We start from the raw sequence: 16,909 nt of genomic DNA, 5'->3' as shown, positions 1-16,909 counted from the left end.
GCCGCCTGCCGGCCTGCCGCCGGCGCCGCCCGCCGCCGCGCCGCTGCCGCCGACGACGCCCGCGCCGCGCGGCGAAGAAGGCTACGCCAGCAGCGCCGAGGACGCCCAGCGTGCGCAGGAGGCCGAAAGCCGCAGCGTCGCCGACGTCAAACAGCAGAGCACCGCGCTGTTCAACCGCCGGCTGACGCTGGAGAACGGCATCAGCTACAACCGCTACGACCGCAAGCAGTTGACCCTCAACGGCTTCCTTGCGCTGGATGCGATCTTCCTCGGCAACATCGCGATCGAGAACGTCGAGTCCGACACCGTCAACTACAACTTCGCCGCGCGCTGGGGCCTGAGCCCGCGCCTGAGCCTCAATCTCGACGTGCCCTACATCGCGCGCAAGACCGTCTACCAGAAGGGCGGCGCCGGCGGTGCGGCCGCGGCGATCGCGCAGGAGGAAACCGACGGCGCCGGCCTCGGCGACATCAGCGCCAGCGCCAACTTCAAGCTGTTCGGCGAACGCGGCATCTGGCCCGAGACCGTCCTCAACGTCGGCGTCACCGCGCCGACCGGACGCGAGCCCTACGGCATTCCGTGGCGCGTGCTCGAGCGCGACGCCGACGACTTCATCCGCTTCGCCGTGCCCGAGGAACAGCCGACCGGCAACGGCGTGTGGCAGGCGACGGTCGGCCTGTCGGGCGTCAAGACCACCGATCCGGCGATCCTGTTCGGCAACATCGGCTACGTGCGCTCGTTCGCGCGCAGCTTCGCCGATCTCGACAACAACCCGCTGACGGTGAATCCCGGCGACGTGCGGCTGGGCGATGCGTACTACTTCGGCGCCGGCGTCGCGTTCGCGTTCAACGAGCGCACCAGCCTGAGCATCTCCTTCAGCGATCGCCTCAACGCGCGCTCGCGGACCAAGTACGAGGGGGCGGACTGGGTGAAGCTGATCGGCAGCGACGCCAATGCGGCGACGATGAGCCTCGGCGTCACCCATGCGATGTCGCCCAGCGCGACCTTCGTCGGCGTGCTCGGCATCGGCCTGACGCCCGATGCGCCCGACTTCAACCTGACGGTCAAGGTGCCGTACTCGTTGTAGCGCATGCTGCATTGGCTGCCGCGGTGACGGTGCCGCGTCTCCGTAGGCAATCCGCCGGTCGCGCAGGGCAGGGCGGCAGGATGCGGTCGACACGGCGCACGGATCGACTGGTCTGGCTGCACGTCATGGGCATCGGCGATCGCCCACGCGACCTGCGTGGACCCGTGTCGCGTCGCCGATGCACGCGATGCGTGGCAGAACGCGCAGCCGAATTGGGCGGCCCGGATGCGGTCGCGTGACGGCGGATGGCGCCGCACGTTGCAGCGGCACGACGCGAGCGCGGAAGGCGGCCTCGCGCCCGACGCGCAGCAGGACGTGAGGCCGGCACGTGTTCCGTCGCACCGCGGATCCTTCGCGTCAGCGCATGTCGTCCAGCGACACGCCGTGCTTGCGGCACAGGCGGTAGACGGTGACGCGCGACACCTGCAGCCGCCGCGCGGTCGCACTGACGTTGCAGCCGGTCTCGCGCAAGGCATCCAGCAGCGCGCCGCGTTCGGTACGGGAGCGGTGCGCGTCGAGCGCGACGACCTGCGCATTCTCCGGCCCCAGTTGCAGGTCGTCGGGTTCGATCAGCGCCTGCTCGGCGACCACCGCGGCGCGGCGCACGCGGTTGAGGAGTTCGCGCACGTTGCCCGGCCAGGGATGCCGTCGCAGGCACTGGCGTGCGGCCGCGCTGAAGCCGCGCGCCTGCACCGTGTTGTGGGCCCGGAACGTATCGAGGAACTGGCGCGCCAGCAGTTCGACATCGTCGCCGCGCGCGCGCAGCGGCGGCAGCTGCAGGCGCAGCACGTCGAGCCGGTAATAGAGATCCTGGCGGAAGCGGCCCTGGGCGATCGCCGCGTCCAGGTCGACGTGGGTCGCGGCCAGCACCCGCACGTCGACGCGCACCGGTCGGCTGCTGCCGACGCGTTCGATCGTGCCTTCCTGCAGCACGCGCAGCAGGTTGGTCTGCGCGTCCAGGGGCAGGTCGCCGATCTCGTCGAGGAACACGGTGCCGCCGTCGGCCGATTCGAACAGGCCCAGCCGCCGCGTCGCCGCGCCGGTGAAGGCACCCCGTTCGTGGCCGAAGAGTTCCGACTGCACCAGCGTCGGCGCGATCGCGCCGCAGTTCATCGCCACGAACGGCCGCTCGCGTCGCCGCGACAGGTCGTGCAGCGCGTGCGCGGCCAGCTCCTTGCCGGTGCCCGACTCGCCGGTGATCAGCACCGGCAGGTCGACGTCGGCATAGCGGTGCAGCATCGCCCGCACGCCGAGCATCGCCGGACTCTGGCCGCCGATGCTGTCGATGTCGCGGCCGCGCGGGCGCCCGGGGTCGAGCCGCGCCAGCACGCCGGCCAGCCGCGCGGGATCCAGCGGGCAGCGCAGGGTTTCGTGGCAGGCGCGCAGCACCCGCTGACGCAGCGGATCGGCGTCGTCGACCGGTGCGGCCTCGTCGAGCAGGGCCAGCATCGGCAGGTCGGCGTGTTCGGCCAGCACGCGGTCCAGCGCGGCCAGCCAGTCGGGCGTCGCCTGGCGCAGGTCGGCGATGCCGATGACCAGGTCGTTGCCGCGCATGCCCACCTGGCGGGCGCTGTCGGGCTGCGCCGGGCGCAGGTGCCAGCCGTTGGCCGCGAACAGGGCCTGCTCGCGGACCGACGGCACCCCGAACCAGATCGCGCAGTGGCGCGCGGCCGGCTGCGTGCTCACGCCGCGACCTCCGGCGCCATCGCCGTGCCCCGGTCCCGCTGCTCCCACCTGTCGCCGGACAAGCCCCTGCCCGCGTCCGGCACCTGACGCTTCCACATGGAAACCCCCTCTTGAATCGCACGCAGGCGATCTGGTTCCAGCCCATTGAACGCAACGCTCCGGTCGATCCGGACAGACCCGGTGCCGCCGCGCCGTCGCACCGGTTGAGACGCGCGCCGCGCAGACTGCGGCGATGTGCCCGCCCGCCCCCATCCGCCCTCCGCAGGCGACCGCGCGCAAGGGACGCGGCGCGGCGTCGTGGGTCGCCGGCCGGTTCGAGCAACGCACCGCGCACGCGGAGGACGACGGCTGGGACGCCCTGCAGCTGGCGCAGGACGAGGCCAGCGCGCCGGAGACCGTCGTCGTCGAGGAGCGGGCGCGCAGCATCGTCAGCCGCAACGACTCGCCGGACATCGCGTTCGGCCAGTCGGTCAATCCGTACCGGGGCTGCGAACACGGCTGCGTCTACTGCTTCGCGCGGCCGTCGCACGCCTATCTCGACCTCTCGCCGGGGCTGGATTTCGAGACCCGCCTGTTCGCCAAGACCAATGCCGCCGAGCGCCTGCGCGCGGAGTTCGCCCGCCGCGCCTACACATGCACGCCCATCGCCCTGGGCATCAATACCGACGCCTACCAGCCGATCGAACGGCGCTACCGCGTGACCCGGCAGCTGATCGACGTCATGGCCGAAACCCGCCATCCCTTCAGCCTCATCACCAAGAACGCGCTGGTGCTGCGCGACCTGGACCTGCTGGCGCCGCTGGCCGCGCAGGGTCTGGCGACGGTGTATTTCTCGGTGACCACGCTCGACAACCGGCTGTCGGCGCGGATGGAACCGCGAGCCTCGGCGCCGCACGCGCGGCTGCGGGCGAGGCGGACGCTGGCCGATGCCGGCGTGCCGGTGGGCGTGATGGTGGCGCCGGTGATCCCGGCGATCACCGACGGCGAGCTCGAGGCGATCCTGACGGCCGCGCGCGAAGCTGGCGCCGGGTCCGCGGGCTACGTGGTGCTGCGGCTGCCGCACGAACTCAAGACGCTGTGGCGCGAGTGGCTGGCGCTGCACTATCCCGAACGTGCCGCGCACGTGATGAGCCTGCTGCAGCAATTGCACGGCGGCAAGGACTACGACAGTACCTTCGGTCGCCGGCAGCGCGGCCAGGGCGTGTTCGCCGACCTGCTCGCCGCGCGCTTCGCGAAGGCGCGGCGCACGCTGGGCTATGGCCGCCTGCCGCCGCTGCGGACCGATCTGTTCGTGCCACCGCGCGTCGACTCGCCGCAGGGCACTCTGTTCTAGGCGGAGTGTCCCCGGCGCGTGGCGCGCCGACCGGGTCGCGGCGCTGCGCCCGGCCCGCTCTTCACCCGGTCTGCACCCGCGGTGCCGCCGCAATTTCCTACACTGCCCGGCGATTCACGCCCCGCCGATGCCAGCCGTGCCCATGTCCGATCCCCGCGCCACGCGCACCGCGCCTCCTGCCGCCCACCTGCATCCGGTATTCGATCAGCTCCGGTCGGGTCTGGCGGTGCTCGCCGGCGACGGCACCTGGCTGCAGGCCAATCCCGCGATCGGCCGGTTGCTCGGCGTCGATCCCGAGGCCCTGGCCGGCGCGCCCGCGCACCGCACGGCGCTGGGGCCGGTCGCCGACGAGATCGATGCCGCGCTGGCGCGGCTCGCCGATGGCGGCGAGGGCCTGCAGCAGGCGCCGGTCGTGCTGGGCGACGCCGGGACGGGCGAGCGCCACCTGCAGCTCGATCTGCACGCCTTGCCGCACGACCCGGCCACCGGCGAGGTGCGGCGGTTGCTGCAGCTGCACGATGTCACCGCGCTGCGCGCGCTGGAACAGCAGCAGGACACGCTCGCGTTCGGTATCTCCCATGAACTGCGCGCGCCGGTGCGCGCGATCGAACAGTTCTCGCGTCGCCTGCGCGCGCAGGAAGGCAGTGATCCCTCCACACACGCGCACCTGCAGCGGATCTCCGACGCGGCGTCGAACGCGGGCGGCCTCATCGACGCGCTGCTCGAGTACATGCGCGCGAGCAAGCCGCCGCGTCCGGCGCGCGCGGTCGATGTCAGCCTGCTCGGCGACTGGATCTGCGTCGAGCTGCAGGACGCCGATCCCACGCGCGCGACCGACATCACGATCGCGCCGGATCTGTGGGCCCATGGCGACGAGCACGCGCTCAAGCAGCTGCTCGGCAAGTTGCTGCGCAACGCCTGGACGTTCTCGTCGGACCGGCCGACGGTGGTCATCGCCGTCGACGGCGAGGTCGTCGACGGACGGCTGCGCCTGGCGGTGCGCGACGCCGGCCGCGGTTTCGACATGCGCTATGCTCCCAAACTGTTCGCCCCCTTCCGCCGCCTGCACAGCGCGGACGACGGTGCGGGCCACGGCCTCGGCCTCGTGATCGCGCAGCGGCTCGCGCACGCGCAGGGCGGCCGCATCTGGGTGCAGTCGGAACCGGAGGTCGGCAGCACGTTCTTCATCGATTTGCCGGCGGTGCCGGACGAGGACGCGACGCAAGCATGAGCGAACACACGATCCTGCTGATCGAGGACAACCCCGACGACGCGGAACTGACCCGCATCGCGTTCGCCGAGGCCGGCATCGAAGGCCAGCTGGTCGTGGTCGGCGACGGCGCCGAGGCGCTGGACTATCTGTTCGCCCGCGGCCGCCATGCCACGCGCGACGCGGCCGACCTGCCGTCGATCGTGCTGCTGGATCTGAATCTGCCCAAGCTCGACGGCCGCGAAGTGCTGCAGGCGCTGCGGGCCAATCCTGCGACCCGCGGCCTGCCGGTCGTCGTGCTCACGACCAGTACCGAACCCTTCGACGTCGAGGCCAGCTATGCGCTGGGCGTCAACAGCTACATCCGCAAGCCGGTGGATTTCGAGAAGTTCGTCGAAGTCGTCAAGCAGATCGGCCTGTACTGGCTGGTGCTGAACCACCCGCGCAGCTAGGTCTCTCGCGCCGGATTCCCGCCTGCATCCACGCGTCGGGTCGGGCTCCTGCGCAGCGGGAAAGCACCACGTTGCCGGACATCAGCCGCGGTACAAGGTCTCCGCGCGCTGGAACAGGATCCAGCTGGTGGCGATGAACTTGTCGCCGCGCTCGGGCCGGTTGCCGCGATGCGTGTGCGTGAACGCGGTCGGCGCGATCAGCAGGTCGCCGGTGCGCGGCGCGATCTTCTTCTGCTGGAACAGGAATTCGGTCTCGCCGGCGCTGAACTCGTCGTTGAGGTACACCGTCCACAGCAGATGCCGGTGCAGCGTCTCGCTGCTGGCGTCGCGTGGATACAGCTCGCAGTGCCAGTACGGGTAGCCGCCGTCGCCGGCCGCGTACCACTGCAGGTTGATCGCGCCGGGGCGCAGGCAGGTGTGCACCAGGCCGGCGAGGCGCTGCGCGTCCATGCCCGCGAAATCCTCGGCGGTCAGCCGCTGCAGCGCGCCGTCGGCGCCGGGCTGCTGCAGCATCAGCGGCGCGATCAGCGCCTGCGGGTACTTGCGCAAATAGGCGACCAGGCCGCCGAAGACCGCGACGTTCAGGCCTTGCGCGACATCGGCCCAGTCCTCGCGCTCGCTGATCGCGAGATCGCGGCTGCGCTTGAGATCGGGATAGACGCCGCCGCCGATCTCACCCGGCTGCAGGTCGCGGCTGGCGCGCATGCGCGCGACGATCGCCGCGCAGGCATCGCGCGACAGCGCGCCCGGCGTGACCTCGATGAAGTCGGCGTCGCTCATGCGGCAGCGGCGTCGTGCTGCAGGTGGTAGCGCGTCGCGGCCTCCACCTCGTCCTTCGAACCTAGGAACACCGGCACGCGCTGGTGCAGCGACGTCGGCGCGACATCGAGGATGCGTTCGCGTCCGGTCGTCGCCGCACCGCCGGCCTGCTCGACCAGCATCGCCATCGGATTGGCCTCGTACATCAGCCGCAGCTTGCCCGGCTTGCCGGGTTCCTTGCGGTCCCAGGGATAGATGAAGATGCCGCCGCGGGTCAGGATGCGATGCACGTCGCCGACCATCGCCGCAACCCAGCGCATGTTGAAGTCCTTGCCGCGCGGGCCGTCCTGGCCGGACAGCAGATCCGCCACATAGGCCTGGGTCGGCGCTTCCCAATGGCGCTGGTTCGACATGTTGATCGCGAACTCGCGCGTCTCCGCCGGGATCTGCAGATGCGCGCCGGTCATGACGAACGAGCCCTGCTCGCGGTCCAGCGTGAACGCGTGCGTGCCGTGGCCGATCGTCAGCACCAGCATCGTGCTGGGGCCGTAGAGGCAGTACCCGGCGGCGACCTGGGTGTGGCCGGCCTGCAGGAAATCCTGGTCCTGCGCCGCGCTGACGCCGTCCGGGCAGCGCAGCACCGAGAAGATCGTGCCGACGCTGGCGTTGATGTCGATGTTGGAGCTGCCGTCGAGCGGATCGAACACCAGCAGGTAGTTGCCGCGCGGGAACGCGTCGGGAATCGGCTGCGAGTGCTCCATCTCCTCCGAGGCGCAGGCCGCCAGATGGCCGCCCCAGGCATTGGCCTCGAGCAGGATCTCGTTGCTGATCACGTCGAGCTTCTTCTGCGCCTCGCCCTGCACGTTGATGCTGTCGCCGCCCCCCACCGCGGCCGCTTCGCCGAGCACGTCGCCGAGCGCGCCCTTGCCGACCGCGACCGAGATCCGCTTGCAGGCGCGGGCCACGACTTCCAGCAGCAGGCGCAGGTCCGGCGTGACGTGGCCGGCGCGCTGTTCCTCGATCAGATGACGGGTCAGGGAACTGCGGGACATGGCGACGACCGGGCGGCGAAGAGGCCCGTATTGTGTCGCGGATCGCGTGGACTGTCCCGCCGTCAGCGGGCGTCGTGGGCCAGCGTGTCGAGCTCGTCGGCATCGAACGCACGCCCGCGCACGACGAACCGGCGCCCGTCGTCGTCGTGCAGCGAGGCGGGATCGTCGTCGCCGTCGATCGCATCGACGATCAGCTGCGTGTCGCATCGCGCCTCGAACTGCGCCGGCGTGCAGTAGAACGCCGCGCCGCCGACTTCGCCCAGGCGCACGTCGCGGGCGCCGATACCGAAGGTGCCGACCGCGACGCACAGCGGTGGTGCGGCCTCGCCCGCCGCCGCCAGGTGGAACAGCAGGTCGCCGTGCCGCGCGCGCAGCGCGTCGATCCGCGCCAGGGCGACCGGGGTGGCGACGACGCGCGCGACGTCGCGGCCCATCAGCGGTTCCACGTCCACTGCGCGCCGACCAACACGCCGCGACCCGGCGCGGGTTCGTAGAAGCGGCCATTGCCTTCGTTGACGATCACCGACCCGATATAGGCCTTGTCGAACACGTTGTCGAGCCGCGCGAACGTGCGCAGCTGACCGCTGGCGAAGCCCCAGCGGCGCGAGCCTTCGACGTGCAGCAGCACATGGCCGGGCGCGCGCGCCTCGCCGGTATCGTTGGCGACCACGTCGCCGAGACCGACGCTTTCCACCGCGGCGCCCCAGGTGCCGTCGTCCCACTGCAGCCGCGCGAACAGCTGCTGGCGGGCGACGCCGGGAATCCGTGCGCCGGTGGCGACGGGCGTCGCCGGCACCGTGCAGCCCACGCCGCTGCAGATCAGGTAGTCGTTGCGGAACGTCGCGTCGAGCCAGGTGTAGGCCAGCTGCAGGTCGAGCGTCGCGCCCAGCGGCTGCCGCCACGCGGCTTCCAGACCCTGGCGCCGCGCCTGGCCGATGTTCTGGAAACTGCTGCGCCCGCCGACGTTGCGCGCGACCGCGAGCTCGTCGTCGGTGTCGGCGCGGAACAGCGCCGCATCGAGCGTCGCGCCGTCGGCGCCGCGCCACTTGGCGCCGAGTTCGACGTTGTCGCTGATCGCCGGCTGCAGGTCGAGCGCGAGGCCGGCGCCGCCGTCGGCGCGGTAGCCGAGTTCGTTGAAGGTCGGCGTCTCGAAGCCGCGGCCTGCCGACAGGTACAGCCGCAGGTCCTCGCGCGCGGAGAACATCAGGCCGGCGACCGGGGACGTCTGGCGATAGCGCACGCCGCCGCTGTCGTCGGGATTGGCCGCGGTGACGTAGTCGTCGTCGGAGTCGAAGGTCACCTCGCTGTGGCGCACGCCCGCGAGCAGCGACCAGCGCGGCGCGAACGTCCACCACACCTGTGCGAACTGGTCGCGGTTGTCGACCGAGTTGCGCTCGTCGCGTCGCAACGCGCCGCGCACGCCGAGCGCGGCACCGGCGAAATTCTCGAAGCCCTGGCGGTGCTGCCGCTGCCGGTCGGCATTCGCGCCGATCGTCAATTCCAGCGGACGGCCTGCGAGTTCACCTTCCCAGCTCCAGCGCAGGTCGATGCCGCCGTAGCGGTTGTCGAGATCGATGACGCCGCCGGCGTTCAACGGATTCGCCTGCGCCACCGCCGGAATCGGCAGGTACTGCACGACCTCGCGCTCGCCCGCATAGAACATCGCGCGCAGCGTCTGCGCCTCGCCGAGCCCGTGTTCGTACACGGCGCCGCCCTGCTGCTGGCGCACCGACTTGCGGGTGTTGAACTGGGTCGCGACCGCGGTCGCCTGGCGCGGGTTCTCGCGGACCTGCGCGGCGGTCAGGCCCAGCGGGTCCTGCGCCTCCGGCAGGTCCAGCGCGTTGGCGACCAGATCCAGCGTGCGGCGCGCGCCGAAATCGAAGCGGACCTTGGCGTTCAGGGAATCGCGCCGCGCCGCGCTGTGATCGCGGTAGCCGTCGGTGTCGAAGCGCGACAGCGCCACGTTGTAGCCGATCCGCGCATCGCCGCCGCGCAGCTGTGCGGCAACGCTCGTCGTCGCATCGCTGCCGGCGCTGGCCTTGAACCGCCACGGATCGCCCGGCTGGCCGTCGGCGCTCCACAGCTGCACGACGCCGCCCGACGAGTTGCCGTACAGGGCCGAGAACGGGCCGCGGATCACGTCGATGCGGTCGCCGCCGACCAGATTGAAATGCGACAGCTGGCCCTGGCCGTCCGGCATCGACGCCGGGATGCCGTCGGCGAACAGGCGCACGCCGCGCACGCCGAACGTGGAGCGCGCGCCGAAGCCGCGGATCGACAGCTGGGTGTCCTGCGCGTGGTTCTGGCGGTCGCGCGCGAGCAGGCCCGGCACACCGTTGAGCGGTTCGGACGCGATCGACTCGGCGCGATTGACGTCGCTGTCGAGCCGGATCGTGTCGACCGAGGCCGGGGTGTCGAACCCGGACACGCTGCGCAGGCGCGTCGCATCGACGCGCACGCGGCCCAGCGTGACCGGCTCGGCATTGCCCGATGCCGTGACGGGCTCGGCCGCCGTCGCCAGCGGCGCGACGCCGACCAGCGCGAGTGCGAGTGCGAGGGCGAGCGGCGCGCGCCACGCACGAATGGAGAACGCGCCCATCAGCCCACCACCAGCGTGCCGCGCATGACGTTCCAGTGCCCGGGGAACGAGCAGAAGAAGGTGTAGGCGCCGCCGGCCTGCAGGCCGCGCGTCGGAAAGGTGACGGTCGTGGACTGGCCGCCGCCGATGACCTTGGTGTGCGCGATGACGCGCGTGTCGCCCGGCGGCAGATAGCTGTGCGCGAGGCTGCCGCGGCCGCCGGCGATCGCGACCGGCCGGTAGTCGGCGGTCTTCGTCAGCACCCAGTTGTGGCCCATCGCACCGGCGGACTGGCGCCCGGTGTGGCGCAGCGTCAGGGCGACCTCGGTGCAGTCGGCAGCGACGCGCAGCTCGCGCTTGTCGAAGCGCATGGTGTCGTTGCTGTCGATCGACAGGGCGCAGCTGCGTGCGGCGGCGAACGGCGAGGCGCACAGCGCGGACAGCGCCAGCGCGCAGCACCAGACGGAACGGGACAACATGGGCAACTCCGGGGGACGGCCTGCGCGGCGCGATCGGCACGCAGCGGGCCCGCATTGTCGCAAACGTCCGCGTGAACGGCATGGGACCGCCCGTCGCACGCGCGGCGCATCGACGCCGGGCGACGCATCGGGATCGGCACCAGCCTGCAGCGTCACGCCGCCGCGTCATCCACCCGTTGCGCGATCGTCAGGCGGCAGGCGTGCGTCTGCGCGCGAACGGAGTGCAGGCACGTCCGTTCGCGCTGGCCGGCGCCGCGTCCCGGGCGCTCGATCAGCGGGCGACGGTCGCGACCGCTTCGGCCACGTAATCCAGGTTCTTCAGGCTCAGCGCGGCCACGCAGATGCGGCCCGTGCCGACGGCGTAGATGCCGAACTCGTCGCGCAGGCGGTCCACCTGGGCGCGGCTCAGGCCCGAGTACGAGAACATGCCGGCCTGGTCCTGGATGAAGGCGAATTCGGGCGCGCCGTTCGCGGCGAGCTTCTCGACCAGGCCCGCGCGCAAGGCGTGGATGCGCTCGCGCATCTGGCCCAGCTCCGCCTCCCAGCGCGCGCGCAGCTCCGGGCTGCCCAGCACGCCGGCGACCAGCGCGGCGCCGTGGTTCGACGGACTCGAATAGTTCGCGCGGACGATGCGCTTGATCTGCGACTGCACCGCGCGGCTCTGCTCGGCCGTGGCCGACACCACGGTCAGCGCGCCGACGCGCTCGCCGTACAGCGAGAACGACTTGGAGTACGAGCTGGCGACGACGAACTCGGCGATGCCCGATGCCGCCAGCAGGCGCACGGCGGCGGCGTCCTCGTCGATGCCGCGGTCGAAGCCCTGGTAGGCCATGTCGATGAAGGGGAACAGCGCGCGCTCGGCCAGCACGTCGATGACCTGGCGCCACTGCGCCTCGGTGAGATCGGCGCCGGTCGGGTTGTGGCAGCAGGCGTGCAGCAGCACGACGGTGCCGGCCTCGAGCGTGCGCAGGTCGGCGAGCATGGCGTCGAAGTCGATGCCGTGTGTGGCGGCGTCGAAGTAGGCGTAGTCGACGACGTCGAAGCCGACCGCACCGAAGACCGCGCGATGGTTCTCCCAGCTCGGATTGCTGATCGCGATGGTCGCGTGCGGCAGCACCTTCTTCAGCAGGTCCGCGCCGGTGCGCAGCGCGCCGCTGCCGCCGATGGTCTGGGTGGTCGCGACGCGACCCGCGGCCAGCAGCGGCGAGTCGATGCCGAACAGCAGCTCGCGCGTGGCGCGGGTGTAGTCGGGCAGGCCGTCGATCGGCAGGTAGCCGCGCGGCTTGGCCTCGGCGGCCAGGCGCTGTTCGATCTCGCGGACCGCGTCCAGCACCGGGATCCGGCCGGCCTCGTCGTAGTAGATGCCCACGCCCAGGTTGACCTTGGTCGTGCGCGGATCGGCGTTGTAGGCCTCGGTCAGGCCGAGGATGGGATCACCGGGGACGAGTTCGACAGCGGAAAAGAAGGAGGACACGGCAACCTGCAGGACGGGAGAGGGGAGGGCCGGCGGCGCGCGGGAACAGCGCGCGACGGACTGCGCAAAATACCAAGCTTGCCGGCAGGGCGCTCGCCGGCGTGTCGTGCTTCACGCGCGTCGACCGACCACTCGGGGTGCATCGTCCAGGCGCCGTCTGTGCGCGCGTCGCGGATGACCTGCGTCGCGCCCGCCGCAGCCTGGCGCCGGATCGGACGATCGATCGCACCGCTCGCACGACCGGCTCCGCTGCCGCGATCGCGCCGGGACCGCCGGCCCGGGCACGAGACGCCCACGTCGGCGCAGGCCTCAGATGTCGCCGCCGTCGGTCCAGCCGGCGCCGCTGCCGCGCGTGTGCACGCGGTCGCCGGCCTGGATCTCGCCGGCCGGAATCGCCTCCTGCGCCGCCAGCCGCGCATAGATCGGGGTGAAGTCCGGACCGGTGGCGTCCATCAGCTGCTCGAAGCTGTCGATGACGAAATAGGTCTTCTGGAACGTGTCGATGCGGTACTGCGTGCGCATGATCCGCTCAAGGTCGAAACCGACGCGGTTGGGCGCGTCGGACTCGAGCGAGTGGATCGACTCGCCCTTCGAGGACACGATGCCGGCGCCGTAGATGCGCAGACCGTCGGCCTGCTGGATCAGGCCGAATTCGACCGTGTACCAGTACAGCCGCGTCAGGTTCTGCAGCGCGTCGGGGCCGATGCCGTGCGCTTTGACGCCGCCCTTGCCGTAGGCCTCCATGTAGTCGGCGAACACCGGGTTCATCAGCAGCGGCACGTGGCCGAACAGATCGTGGAACAGATCGGGTTCCTCGATGTAGTCGATCTGGTCCGGGCGGCGGATCCACCACGTCACCGGGAAGCGGCGGTTGGCGAGGTGGTCGAAGAAATCGAGTTCCGGCAGCAGGCCCTCGACGCCCATCAGGGTCCAGCCGGTGGTGGCTTCGAGCACCTCGTTGAGTTCGGCGAACTTCGGGATCGCGTCCGGCGTCATGCCCATCGCGTCCTGGGCCTGCAGGAATTCGTCGCTGGCCCGGCCGACCAGCAGATCGCGCTGGCGCGCGTAGAGCGTGGCCCAGGTCGCGTGGTCGTCGGCGGTGTAGTCGTCCCACGGCTGCTCGACGATGCCGGTGGCGTAGACCGGCACGCGGCCCTTGTCGGTCTGCAGGTTCTCGACGCGGCGGGGGACGTTCGGCGATGGCGTGGACATGGGGCGGCTCCTCTCGGCAAGGTCGACGGCATGGCGCGCAGGCGCCGCACGGCACGTCGGACAGCCATCGACCTTAGCGCCGTTGTCGGGCAAGAGGCTTGCGTTGTTGCGCGTCTGACGGCGAGCGGCGCAACATCGCACCGGATTCCACGGGTTCAGGACACGATATGGTCGCCGCCACGCTCGATCGCACGGATCTGGTGCTGCTGACGGAACTGCAGCGGCAGGGCCGCCTGACCAATGCCGATCTCGCCGAGCGCGTGCACCTGTCGCCGTCGGCCTGCCTGCGCCGCGTGCAGCGGCTGGAACGCGACGGCGTCATCGCGGGCTACCGCGCCGAAGTCAGCGCCGAGCGCCTGGGCCTCGGCCTGCAGGCGTTCGTGCGCGTCCAGCTCAAGCACCACGACAGCGCCGCCGTCGCGGGATTCGCGGCGCTCGTCGACGGTTGGGACGAGGTCATCGCCTGTCATGCACTGACCGGCGACATGGATTACCTGCTGCACGTGCTGGTGCGCGACCTCGAGCATTTCTCGCGCTTCCTGCTCGACCGGCTGCTGAACCAGCCGGCGGTCGACGACGTCAATTCCAGCTTCGTGCTGCGCACGGTCAAGGCCTTCCGCGGCCTGCCCGTCGACGCCAGCTGACGCACCTGTCTGGTGCGTTCTCGTGTTGCGCCGCACCAGAAGTGGACGGGGCTGGACTTCAGACGCGTCCACGCACTCTGCAAGTATTTGATCGATAGAGGGTTGGTGCCTTGGCACGGTCGTTGCGTAGTCACCTCTACACACTTCATCCAAGGCGGTCTGTTCCTGATGTCCATCGATAACGTCGAAAAGTTGATCAAGGATCACAAGGTCGAGTTCATCGACCTGCGTTTCACCGACATGCGTGGCGTCCAGCACCACGTCAGTTTCCCGAAGTCGATCATCGAGCCCGGTCTGTTCGAGGACGGCAAGATGTTCGACGGCTCGTCGATCAGCGGCTGGAAGGGCATCCAGAACTCCGACATGGTGCTGCTGCCGGATCCGTCGACCGCGTTCGTCGATCCCTTCACCGCCGATCCGACGCTGGTGATCACCTGCGACATCCTCGACCCGACGACGATGCAGTCCTACGAGCGCGATCCGCGCGGCATCGCCAAGCAGGCCGAGGCGTTCCTCAAGTCCAGTGGCATCGCCGACCAGGCGTTCTTCGGCCCCGAGCCAGAGTTCTTCATCTTCGATTCGGTGCGCTACGCCAACGAGATGGGCAACACCTTCTTCCACATCGAATCGGAAGAAGCGCACTGGAGCTCGGCCAAGGAATACGAAGGCGGCAACAGCGGCTACCGTCCCGGCATCAAGGGCGGCTACTTCCCGGTCGCGCCGCTCGACTCGCTGCACGACATCCGCGCCGAGATGTGCAAGACGCTGGAGCAGGTCGGCATCGAAGTCGAAGTGCACCACCACGAAGTCGCGAACGCGGGCCAGTGCGAGATCGGCACGCGCTTCAACTCGCTGGTCAAGAAGGCCGACGAACTGCAGACGATGAAGTACATCGTCAAGAACGTCGCCTTCCGCAACGGCAAGACCGCGACCTTCATGCCCAAGCCGATCGTCGGCGACAACGGCAGCGGCATGCACGTGCACCAGAGCCTGGCCAAGGGCGGCACCAACCTGTTCACCGGTGACGGCTACGGCGGCCTGAGCCAGACCGCGCTGTGGTACATCGGCGGCATCTTCAAGCACGCCCGCGCGATCAACGCGTTCTCCAACGCGTCGACCAACTCCTACAAGCGTCTGGTCCCGGGCTTCGAAGCGCCGGTGATGCTGGCCTACTCGGCGTCGAACCGGTCGGCCTCGTGCCGCATTCCGTACGTCGCCAATCCGAAGGCGCGCCGCATCGAGATGCGCTTCCCCGATCCGATGCAGTCCGGCTACCTGACCTTCGCCGCGCTGATGATGGCGGGCCTCGACGGCATCAAGAACCAGATCGATCCGGGCGGCCCGAGCGACAAGGATCTCTACGACCTGCCGCCCGAGGAAGAGAAGAACTTCCCGACCGTCTGCCATTCGCTCGACCAGGCGCTCGACGCCCTCGACAAGGACCGCGACTTCCTCAAGGCCGGTGGCGTGTTCACCGACGACTTCATCGATGCGTACATCGCGCTGAAGATGAAGGAAGTCACCGCGTTCCGCGGCGCGACCCACCCGCTCGAGTACCAGATGTACTACGCGATCTGATGCACTTCGACGGGGTCGGCCATGGGCCGGCCCCGTTTGCGTTCCACCGCCCGACGGCGGCGCCTCCCTCCCCCACGGTGGGCGGCACCGCCGGCAGGCACCCGCGACACGGCACCAGCGATGCAATGGACAGCGGCCACGCAGACGCCACAGAGCGTCGGTCGCGGCGGCGACAGCCAGGGGGCAGGTCGCACCGCCGAACGTTCGAGTTCTGCCTGCGAAAAGAACAACAACACACGCAGGACGCAATGACCGGGGAGGGCTTTCCATTCATTTGAGGAGCCTGTCATGTCGTCACCCAAGCACACACTCGCGATGCTGTCCTGCCTGGGACTTCTGTCCGCCGGCGCCGCGCACGCGGAAGTCTCCGGCTCGATCACGCTGACCAGCGATTACCTGTTCCGTGGCATCACCCAGACCGATGGCGAACCGGCCCTGCAGGGCGGTCTCGAGTGGGCGGGCGACAGCGGCTTCTACGCCGGCGCCTGGGGCAGCAGCATCAGCTGGCTGTCCGATTCGGATCCGGACATTTCCAGCCAGCTCGAACTCGACGGCTACGTCGGGTTCCGCGGCGACTTCGGCGACAGCGGCGTCGGCTACGACGTCGGCGCGGTGCACTACTGGTATCCGGGCAGCTACCCCGCCGGCTTCAACAAGGCCGACACCACCGAACTCTACGCAGGCCTGAGCTGGAACATCCTCAGCGCCAAGTACTCGTACGCGGTCACCGACCTGTTCGGCATTCCCGACTCCGACGGCAGCAGCAACCTCGACCTCGGCGTCGGCTGGGAATTCGTGCCCGGCTGGTCGCTCAACGGCGCCGTGGGCAAGCAGTGGGTCGCCGGCACGGCGGGCACGGCGACCTACGCGTTCTGGTCGGCGGGTGTCAGCAAGGCGTTCGACAACGGCTTCGACATCGCCCTGGCCTTCAACGACAACGACCTGATCGGTCCCGACGACACCATCACCCTCGCCGTCACCAAGTCGTTCTGACGTGACGCGCGTGCCCACAGGAGAGGTTCCATGAAACTGATCATCGCGATCATCCGTCCGTTCAAGCTCGACGAGGTGCGCGAAGCCCTGGGCGAGGCCGGCGTGTCCGGTCTCACCGTGACCGAGGTCAAGGGCTTCGGTCGCCAGAAAGGCCACACCGAGCTGTACCGCGGCGCCGAATACGTCGTCGACTTCCTGCCCAAGATCAAGATCGAGTGCGCGGTCGCCGACGACGTGTACGAGGCGGCGATCGAGGCGATCACGCAGGCCGCCGGCACCGGCAAGGTCGGCGACGGCAAGGTGTTCGTCGTGCCGCTGGAACAGGTCCTGCGCATCCGCACCGGCGAAATCGGCGCCGACGCGCTCTAACCC

At 70.1% G+C, this 16,909-nt stretch carries 16 protein-coding genes; 8 read left to right on the top strand and 8 right to left on the bottom strand.

What is annotated here, in order from left to right; genetic code table 11:
• Positions 1–1,087: hypothetical protein (locus CJ022_RS05020; protein ID WP_233198613.1), on the top strand; the 1,087-nt coding region annotated here is incomplete at its 5' end.
• Between the two features lie 357 nt (positions 1,088–1,444).
• Here CJ022_RS05020 and CJ022_RS05015 read toward each other — a convergent pair.
• A complete protein-coding gene (locus CJ022_RS05015; protein ID WP_233198612.1) occupies positions 1,445–2,773 on the bottom strand; it encodes a sigma-54 interaction domain-containing protein in 1,329 nt (442 codons plus the stop codon).
• A gap of 232 nt (positions 2,774–3,005) precedes the next feature.
• Here CJ022_RS05015 and CJ022_RS05010 point away from each other — a divergent pair, with 232 nt between their 5' ends.
• From CJ022_RS05010 to CJ022_RS05000, 3 genes are all read left to right on the top strand, one after another.
• Complete coding sequence (locus CJ022_RS05010) at positions 3,006–4,106, top strand: PA0069 family radical SAM protein (RefSeq protein ID WP_101925580.1); 1,101 nt, start codon at positions 3,006–3,008, stop codon at positions 4,104–4,106.
• Positions 4,107–4,248: 142 nt separating this feature from the next.
• Complete coding sequence (locus CJ022_RS05005; RefSeq protein ID WP_158238352.1) at positions 4,249–5,337, top strand: PAS domain-containing sensor histidine kinase; 1,089 nt, start codon at positions 4,249–4,251, stop codon at positions 5,335–5,337.
• Positions 5,334–5,768 (top strand): response regulator, encoded by a 435-nt coding sequence (locus CJ022_RS05000; protein ID WP_101925578.1) that lies wholly within the window; start codon positions 5,334–5,336, stop codon positions 5,766–5,768. The genes CJ022_RS05005 and CJ022_RS05000 overlap by 4 nt, the downstream gene beginning before the upstream one ends.
• Before the next feature lie 81 nt (positions 5,769–5,849).
• On the opposite strand, the gene CJ022_RS04995 is transcribed toward CJ022_RS05000, so the two are convergent.
• The 7 genes from CJ022_RS04995 to phhA all read right to left on the bottom strand — a co-directional run bounded on the left by CJ022_RS04995 (position 5,850) and on the right by phhA (position 13,322).
• Positions 5,850–6,548, bottom strand: coding sequence for a 2OG-Fe(II) oxygenase (locus CJ022_RS04995; RefSeq protein ID WP_101925577.1), 699 nt, complete (start codon positions 6,546–6,548; stop codon positions 5,850–5,852).
• A complete protein-coding gene (locus CJ022_RS04990) occupies positions 6,545–7,579 on the bottom strand; it encodes a class 1 fructose-bisphosphatase (protein ID WP_101925576.1) in 1,035 nt (344 codons plus the stop codon). Before CJ022_RS04990 ends, CJ022_RS04995 begins: the two co-directional genes overlap by 4 nt.
• 62 nt (positions 7,580–7,641) lie before the next feature.
• Entirely contained in the window at positions 7,642–8,013 is a 372-nt protein-coding gene (locus tag CJ022_RS04985; RefSeq protein ID WP_101925587.1) for a DUF779 domain-containing protein, read from the bottom strand.
• Positions 8,013–10,178: a TonB-dependent receptor family protein gene (locus CJ022_RS04980; RefSeq protein ID WP_101925575.1), complete on the bottom strand. Its 2,166-nt coding sequence runs from the start codon at positions 10,176–10,178 to the stop codon at positions 8,013–8,015. The genes CJ022_RS04985 and CJ022_RS04980 overlap by 1 nt, the downstream gene beginning before the upstream one ends.
• A complete protein-coding gene (azu, locus tag CJ022_RS04975; RefSeq protein ID WP_101925574.1) occupies positions 10,178–10,636 on the bottom strand; it encodes an azurin in 459 nt (152 codons plus the stop codon). The genes CJ022_RS04980 and azu overlap by 1 nt, the downstream gene beginning before the upstream one ends.
• Positions 10,637–10,907: 271 nt before the next feature.
• Positions 10,908–12,110: an amino acid aminotransferase gene (locus tag CJ022_RS04970; RefSeq protein WP_233198611.1), complete on the bottom strand. Its 1,203-nt coding sequence runs from the start codon at positions 12,108–12,110 to the stop codon at positions 10,908–10,910.
• A gap of 309 nt (positions 12,111–12,419) precedes the next feature.
• Positions 12,420–13,322 carry a phenylalanine 4-monooxygenase gene (gene phhA, locus CJ022_RS04965; RefSeq protein ID WP_101925572.1) on the bottom strand — a complete coding sequence of 301 codons (903 nt, stop codon included), beginning with the start codon at positions 13,320–13,322 and terminating at the stop codon, positions 12,420–12,422.
• Between the two features lie 167 nt (positions 13,323–13,489).
• Between phhA and CJ022_RS04960 the strand changes: the two genes are divergently transcribed.
• The 4 genes from CJ022_RS04960 (at position 13,490) to CJ022_RS04945 (ending at position 16,906) form a co-directional block, all read left to right on the top strand.
• The gene (locus CJ022_RS04960; protein WP_101925571.1) at positions 13,490–13,966 is read left to right on the top strand and encodes an Lrp/AsnC family transcriptional regulator; all 477 of its coding nucleotides are present in this window, start codon (positions 13,490–13,492) and stop codon (positions 13,964–13,966) included.
• 168 nt (positions 13,967–14,134) lie between these two features.
• Positions 14,135–15,544 (top strand): type I glutamate--ammonia ligase, encoded by a 1,410-nt coding sequence (glnA, locus tag CJ022_RS04955; protein ID WP_101925570.1) that lies wholly within the window; start codon positions 14,135–14,137, stop codon positions 15,542–15,544.
• A 288-nt stretch (positions 15,545–15,832) separates the two neighbouring features.
• Positions 15,833–16,537 (top strand): TorF family putative porin, encoded by a 705-nt coding sequence (locus tag CJ022_RS04950; protein WP_101925569.1) that lies wholly within the window; start codon positions 15,833–15,835, stop codon positions 16,535–16,537.
• A gap of 30 nt (positions 16,538–16,567) precedes the next feature.
• Positions 16,568–16,906: a P-II family nitrogen regulator gene (locus CJ022_RS04945; RefSeq protein WP_101925568.1), complete on the top strand. Its 339-nt coding sequence runs from the start codon at positions 16,568–16,570 to the stop codon at positions 16,904–16,906.
• The last annotated feature ends 3 nt before the right edge of the window (positions 16,907–16,909 follow it).

Origin of the sequence: Luteimonas rhizosphaerae (genome assembly GCF_002849595.1) — a bacterium.
GTDB classification, from domain to species: Bacteria; Pseudomonadota; Gammaproteobacteria; order Xanthomonadales; family Xanthomonadaceae; genus Luteimonas; species Luteimonas cellulosilyticus.
The sequence above is the reverse complement of the archived record's forward strand: the minus strand, read 5'-3'. Positions and strand labels throughout refer to the sequence as shown.

What these genes read in the sequence shown, in the direction of transcription:
- CJ022_RS05010 (WP_101925580.1), top strand. Translation starts at nt 3,006, where the DNA reads ATGTGCCCGCCCGCCCCCATCCGCCCTCCGCAGGCGACCGCGCGCAAG.
- CJ022_RS05005 (WP_158238352.1), top strand. Translation starts at nt 4,249, where the DNA reads ATGTCCGATCCCCGCGCCACGCGCACCGCGCCTCCTGCCGCCCACCTG.
- CJ022_RS05000 (WP_101925578.1), top strand. Translation starts at nt 5,334, where the DNA reads ATGAGCGAACACACGATCCTGCTGATCGAGGACAACCCCGACGACGCG.
- CJ022_RS04995 (WP_101925577.1), bottom strand. Translation starts at nt 6,548, where the DNA reads ATGAGCGACGCCGACTTCATCGAGGTCACGCCGGGCGCGCTGTCGCGC.
- CJ022_RS04990 (WP_101925576.1), bottom strand. Translation starts at nt 7,579, where the DNA reads ATGTCCCGCAGTTCCCTGACCCGTCATCTGATCGAGGAACAGCGCGCC.
- CJ022_RS04985 (WP_101925587.1), bottom strand. Translation starts at nt 8,013, where the DNA reads ATGGGCCGCGACGTCGCGCGCGTCGTCGCCACCCCGGTCGCCCTGGCG.
- CJ022_RS04980 (WP_101925575.1), bottom strand. Translation starts at nt 10,178, where the DNA reads ATGGGCGCGTTCTCCATTCGTGCGTGGCGCGCGCCGCTCGCCCTCGCA.
- azu (WP_101925574.1), bottom strand. Translation starts at nt 10,636, where the DNA reads ATGTTGTCCCGTTCCGTCTGGTGCTGCGCGCTGGCGCTGTCCGCGCTG.
- phhA (WP_101925572.1), bottom strand. Translation starts at nt 13,322, where the DNA reads ATGTCCACGCCATCGCCGAACGTCCCCCGCCGCGTCGAGAACCTGCAG.
- CJ022_RS04960 (WP_101925571.1), top strand. Translation starts at nt 13,490, where the DNA reads ATGGTCGCCGCCACGCTCGATCGCACGGATCTGGTGCTGCTGACGGAA.
- glnA (WP_101925570.1), top strand. Translation starts at nt 14,135, where the DNA reads ATGTCCATCGATAACGTCGAAAAGTTGATCAAGGATCACAAGGTCGAG.
- CJ022_RS04950 (WP_101925569.1), top strand. Translation starts at nt 15,833, where the DNA reads ATGTCGTCACCCAAGCACACACTCGCGATGCTGTCCTGCCTGGGACTT.
- CJ022_RS04945 (WP_101925568.1), top strand. Translation starts at nt 16,568, where the DNA reads ATGAAACTGATCATCGCGATCATCCGTCCGTTCAAGCTCGACGAGGTG.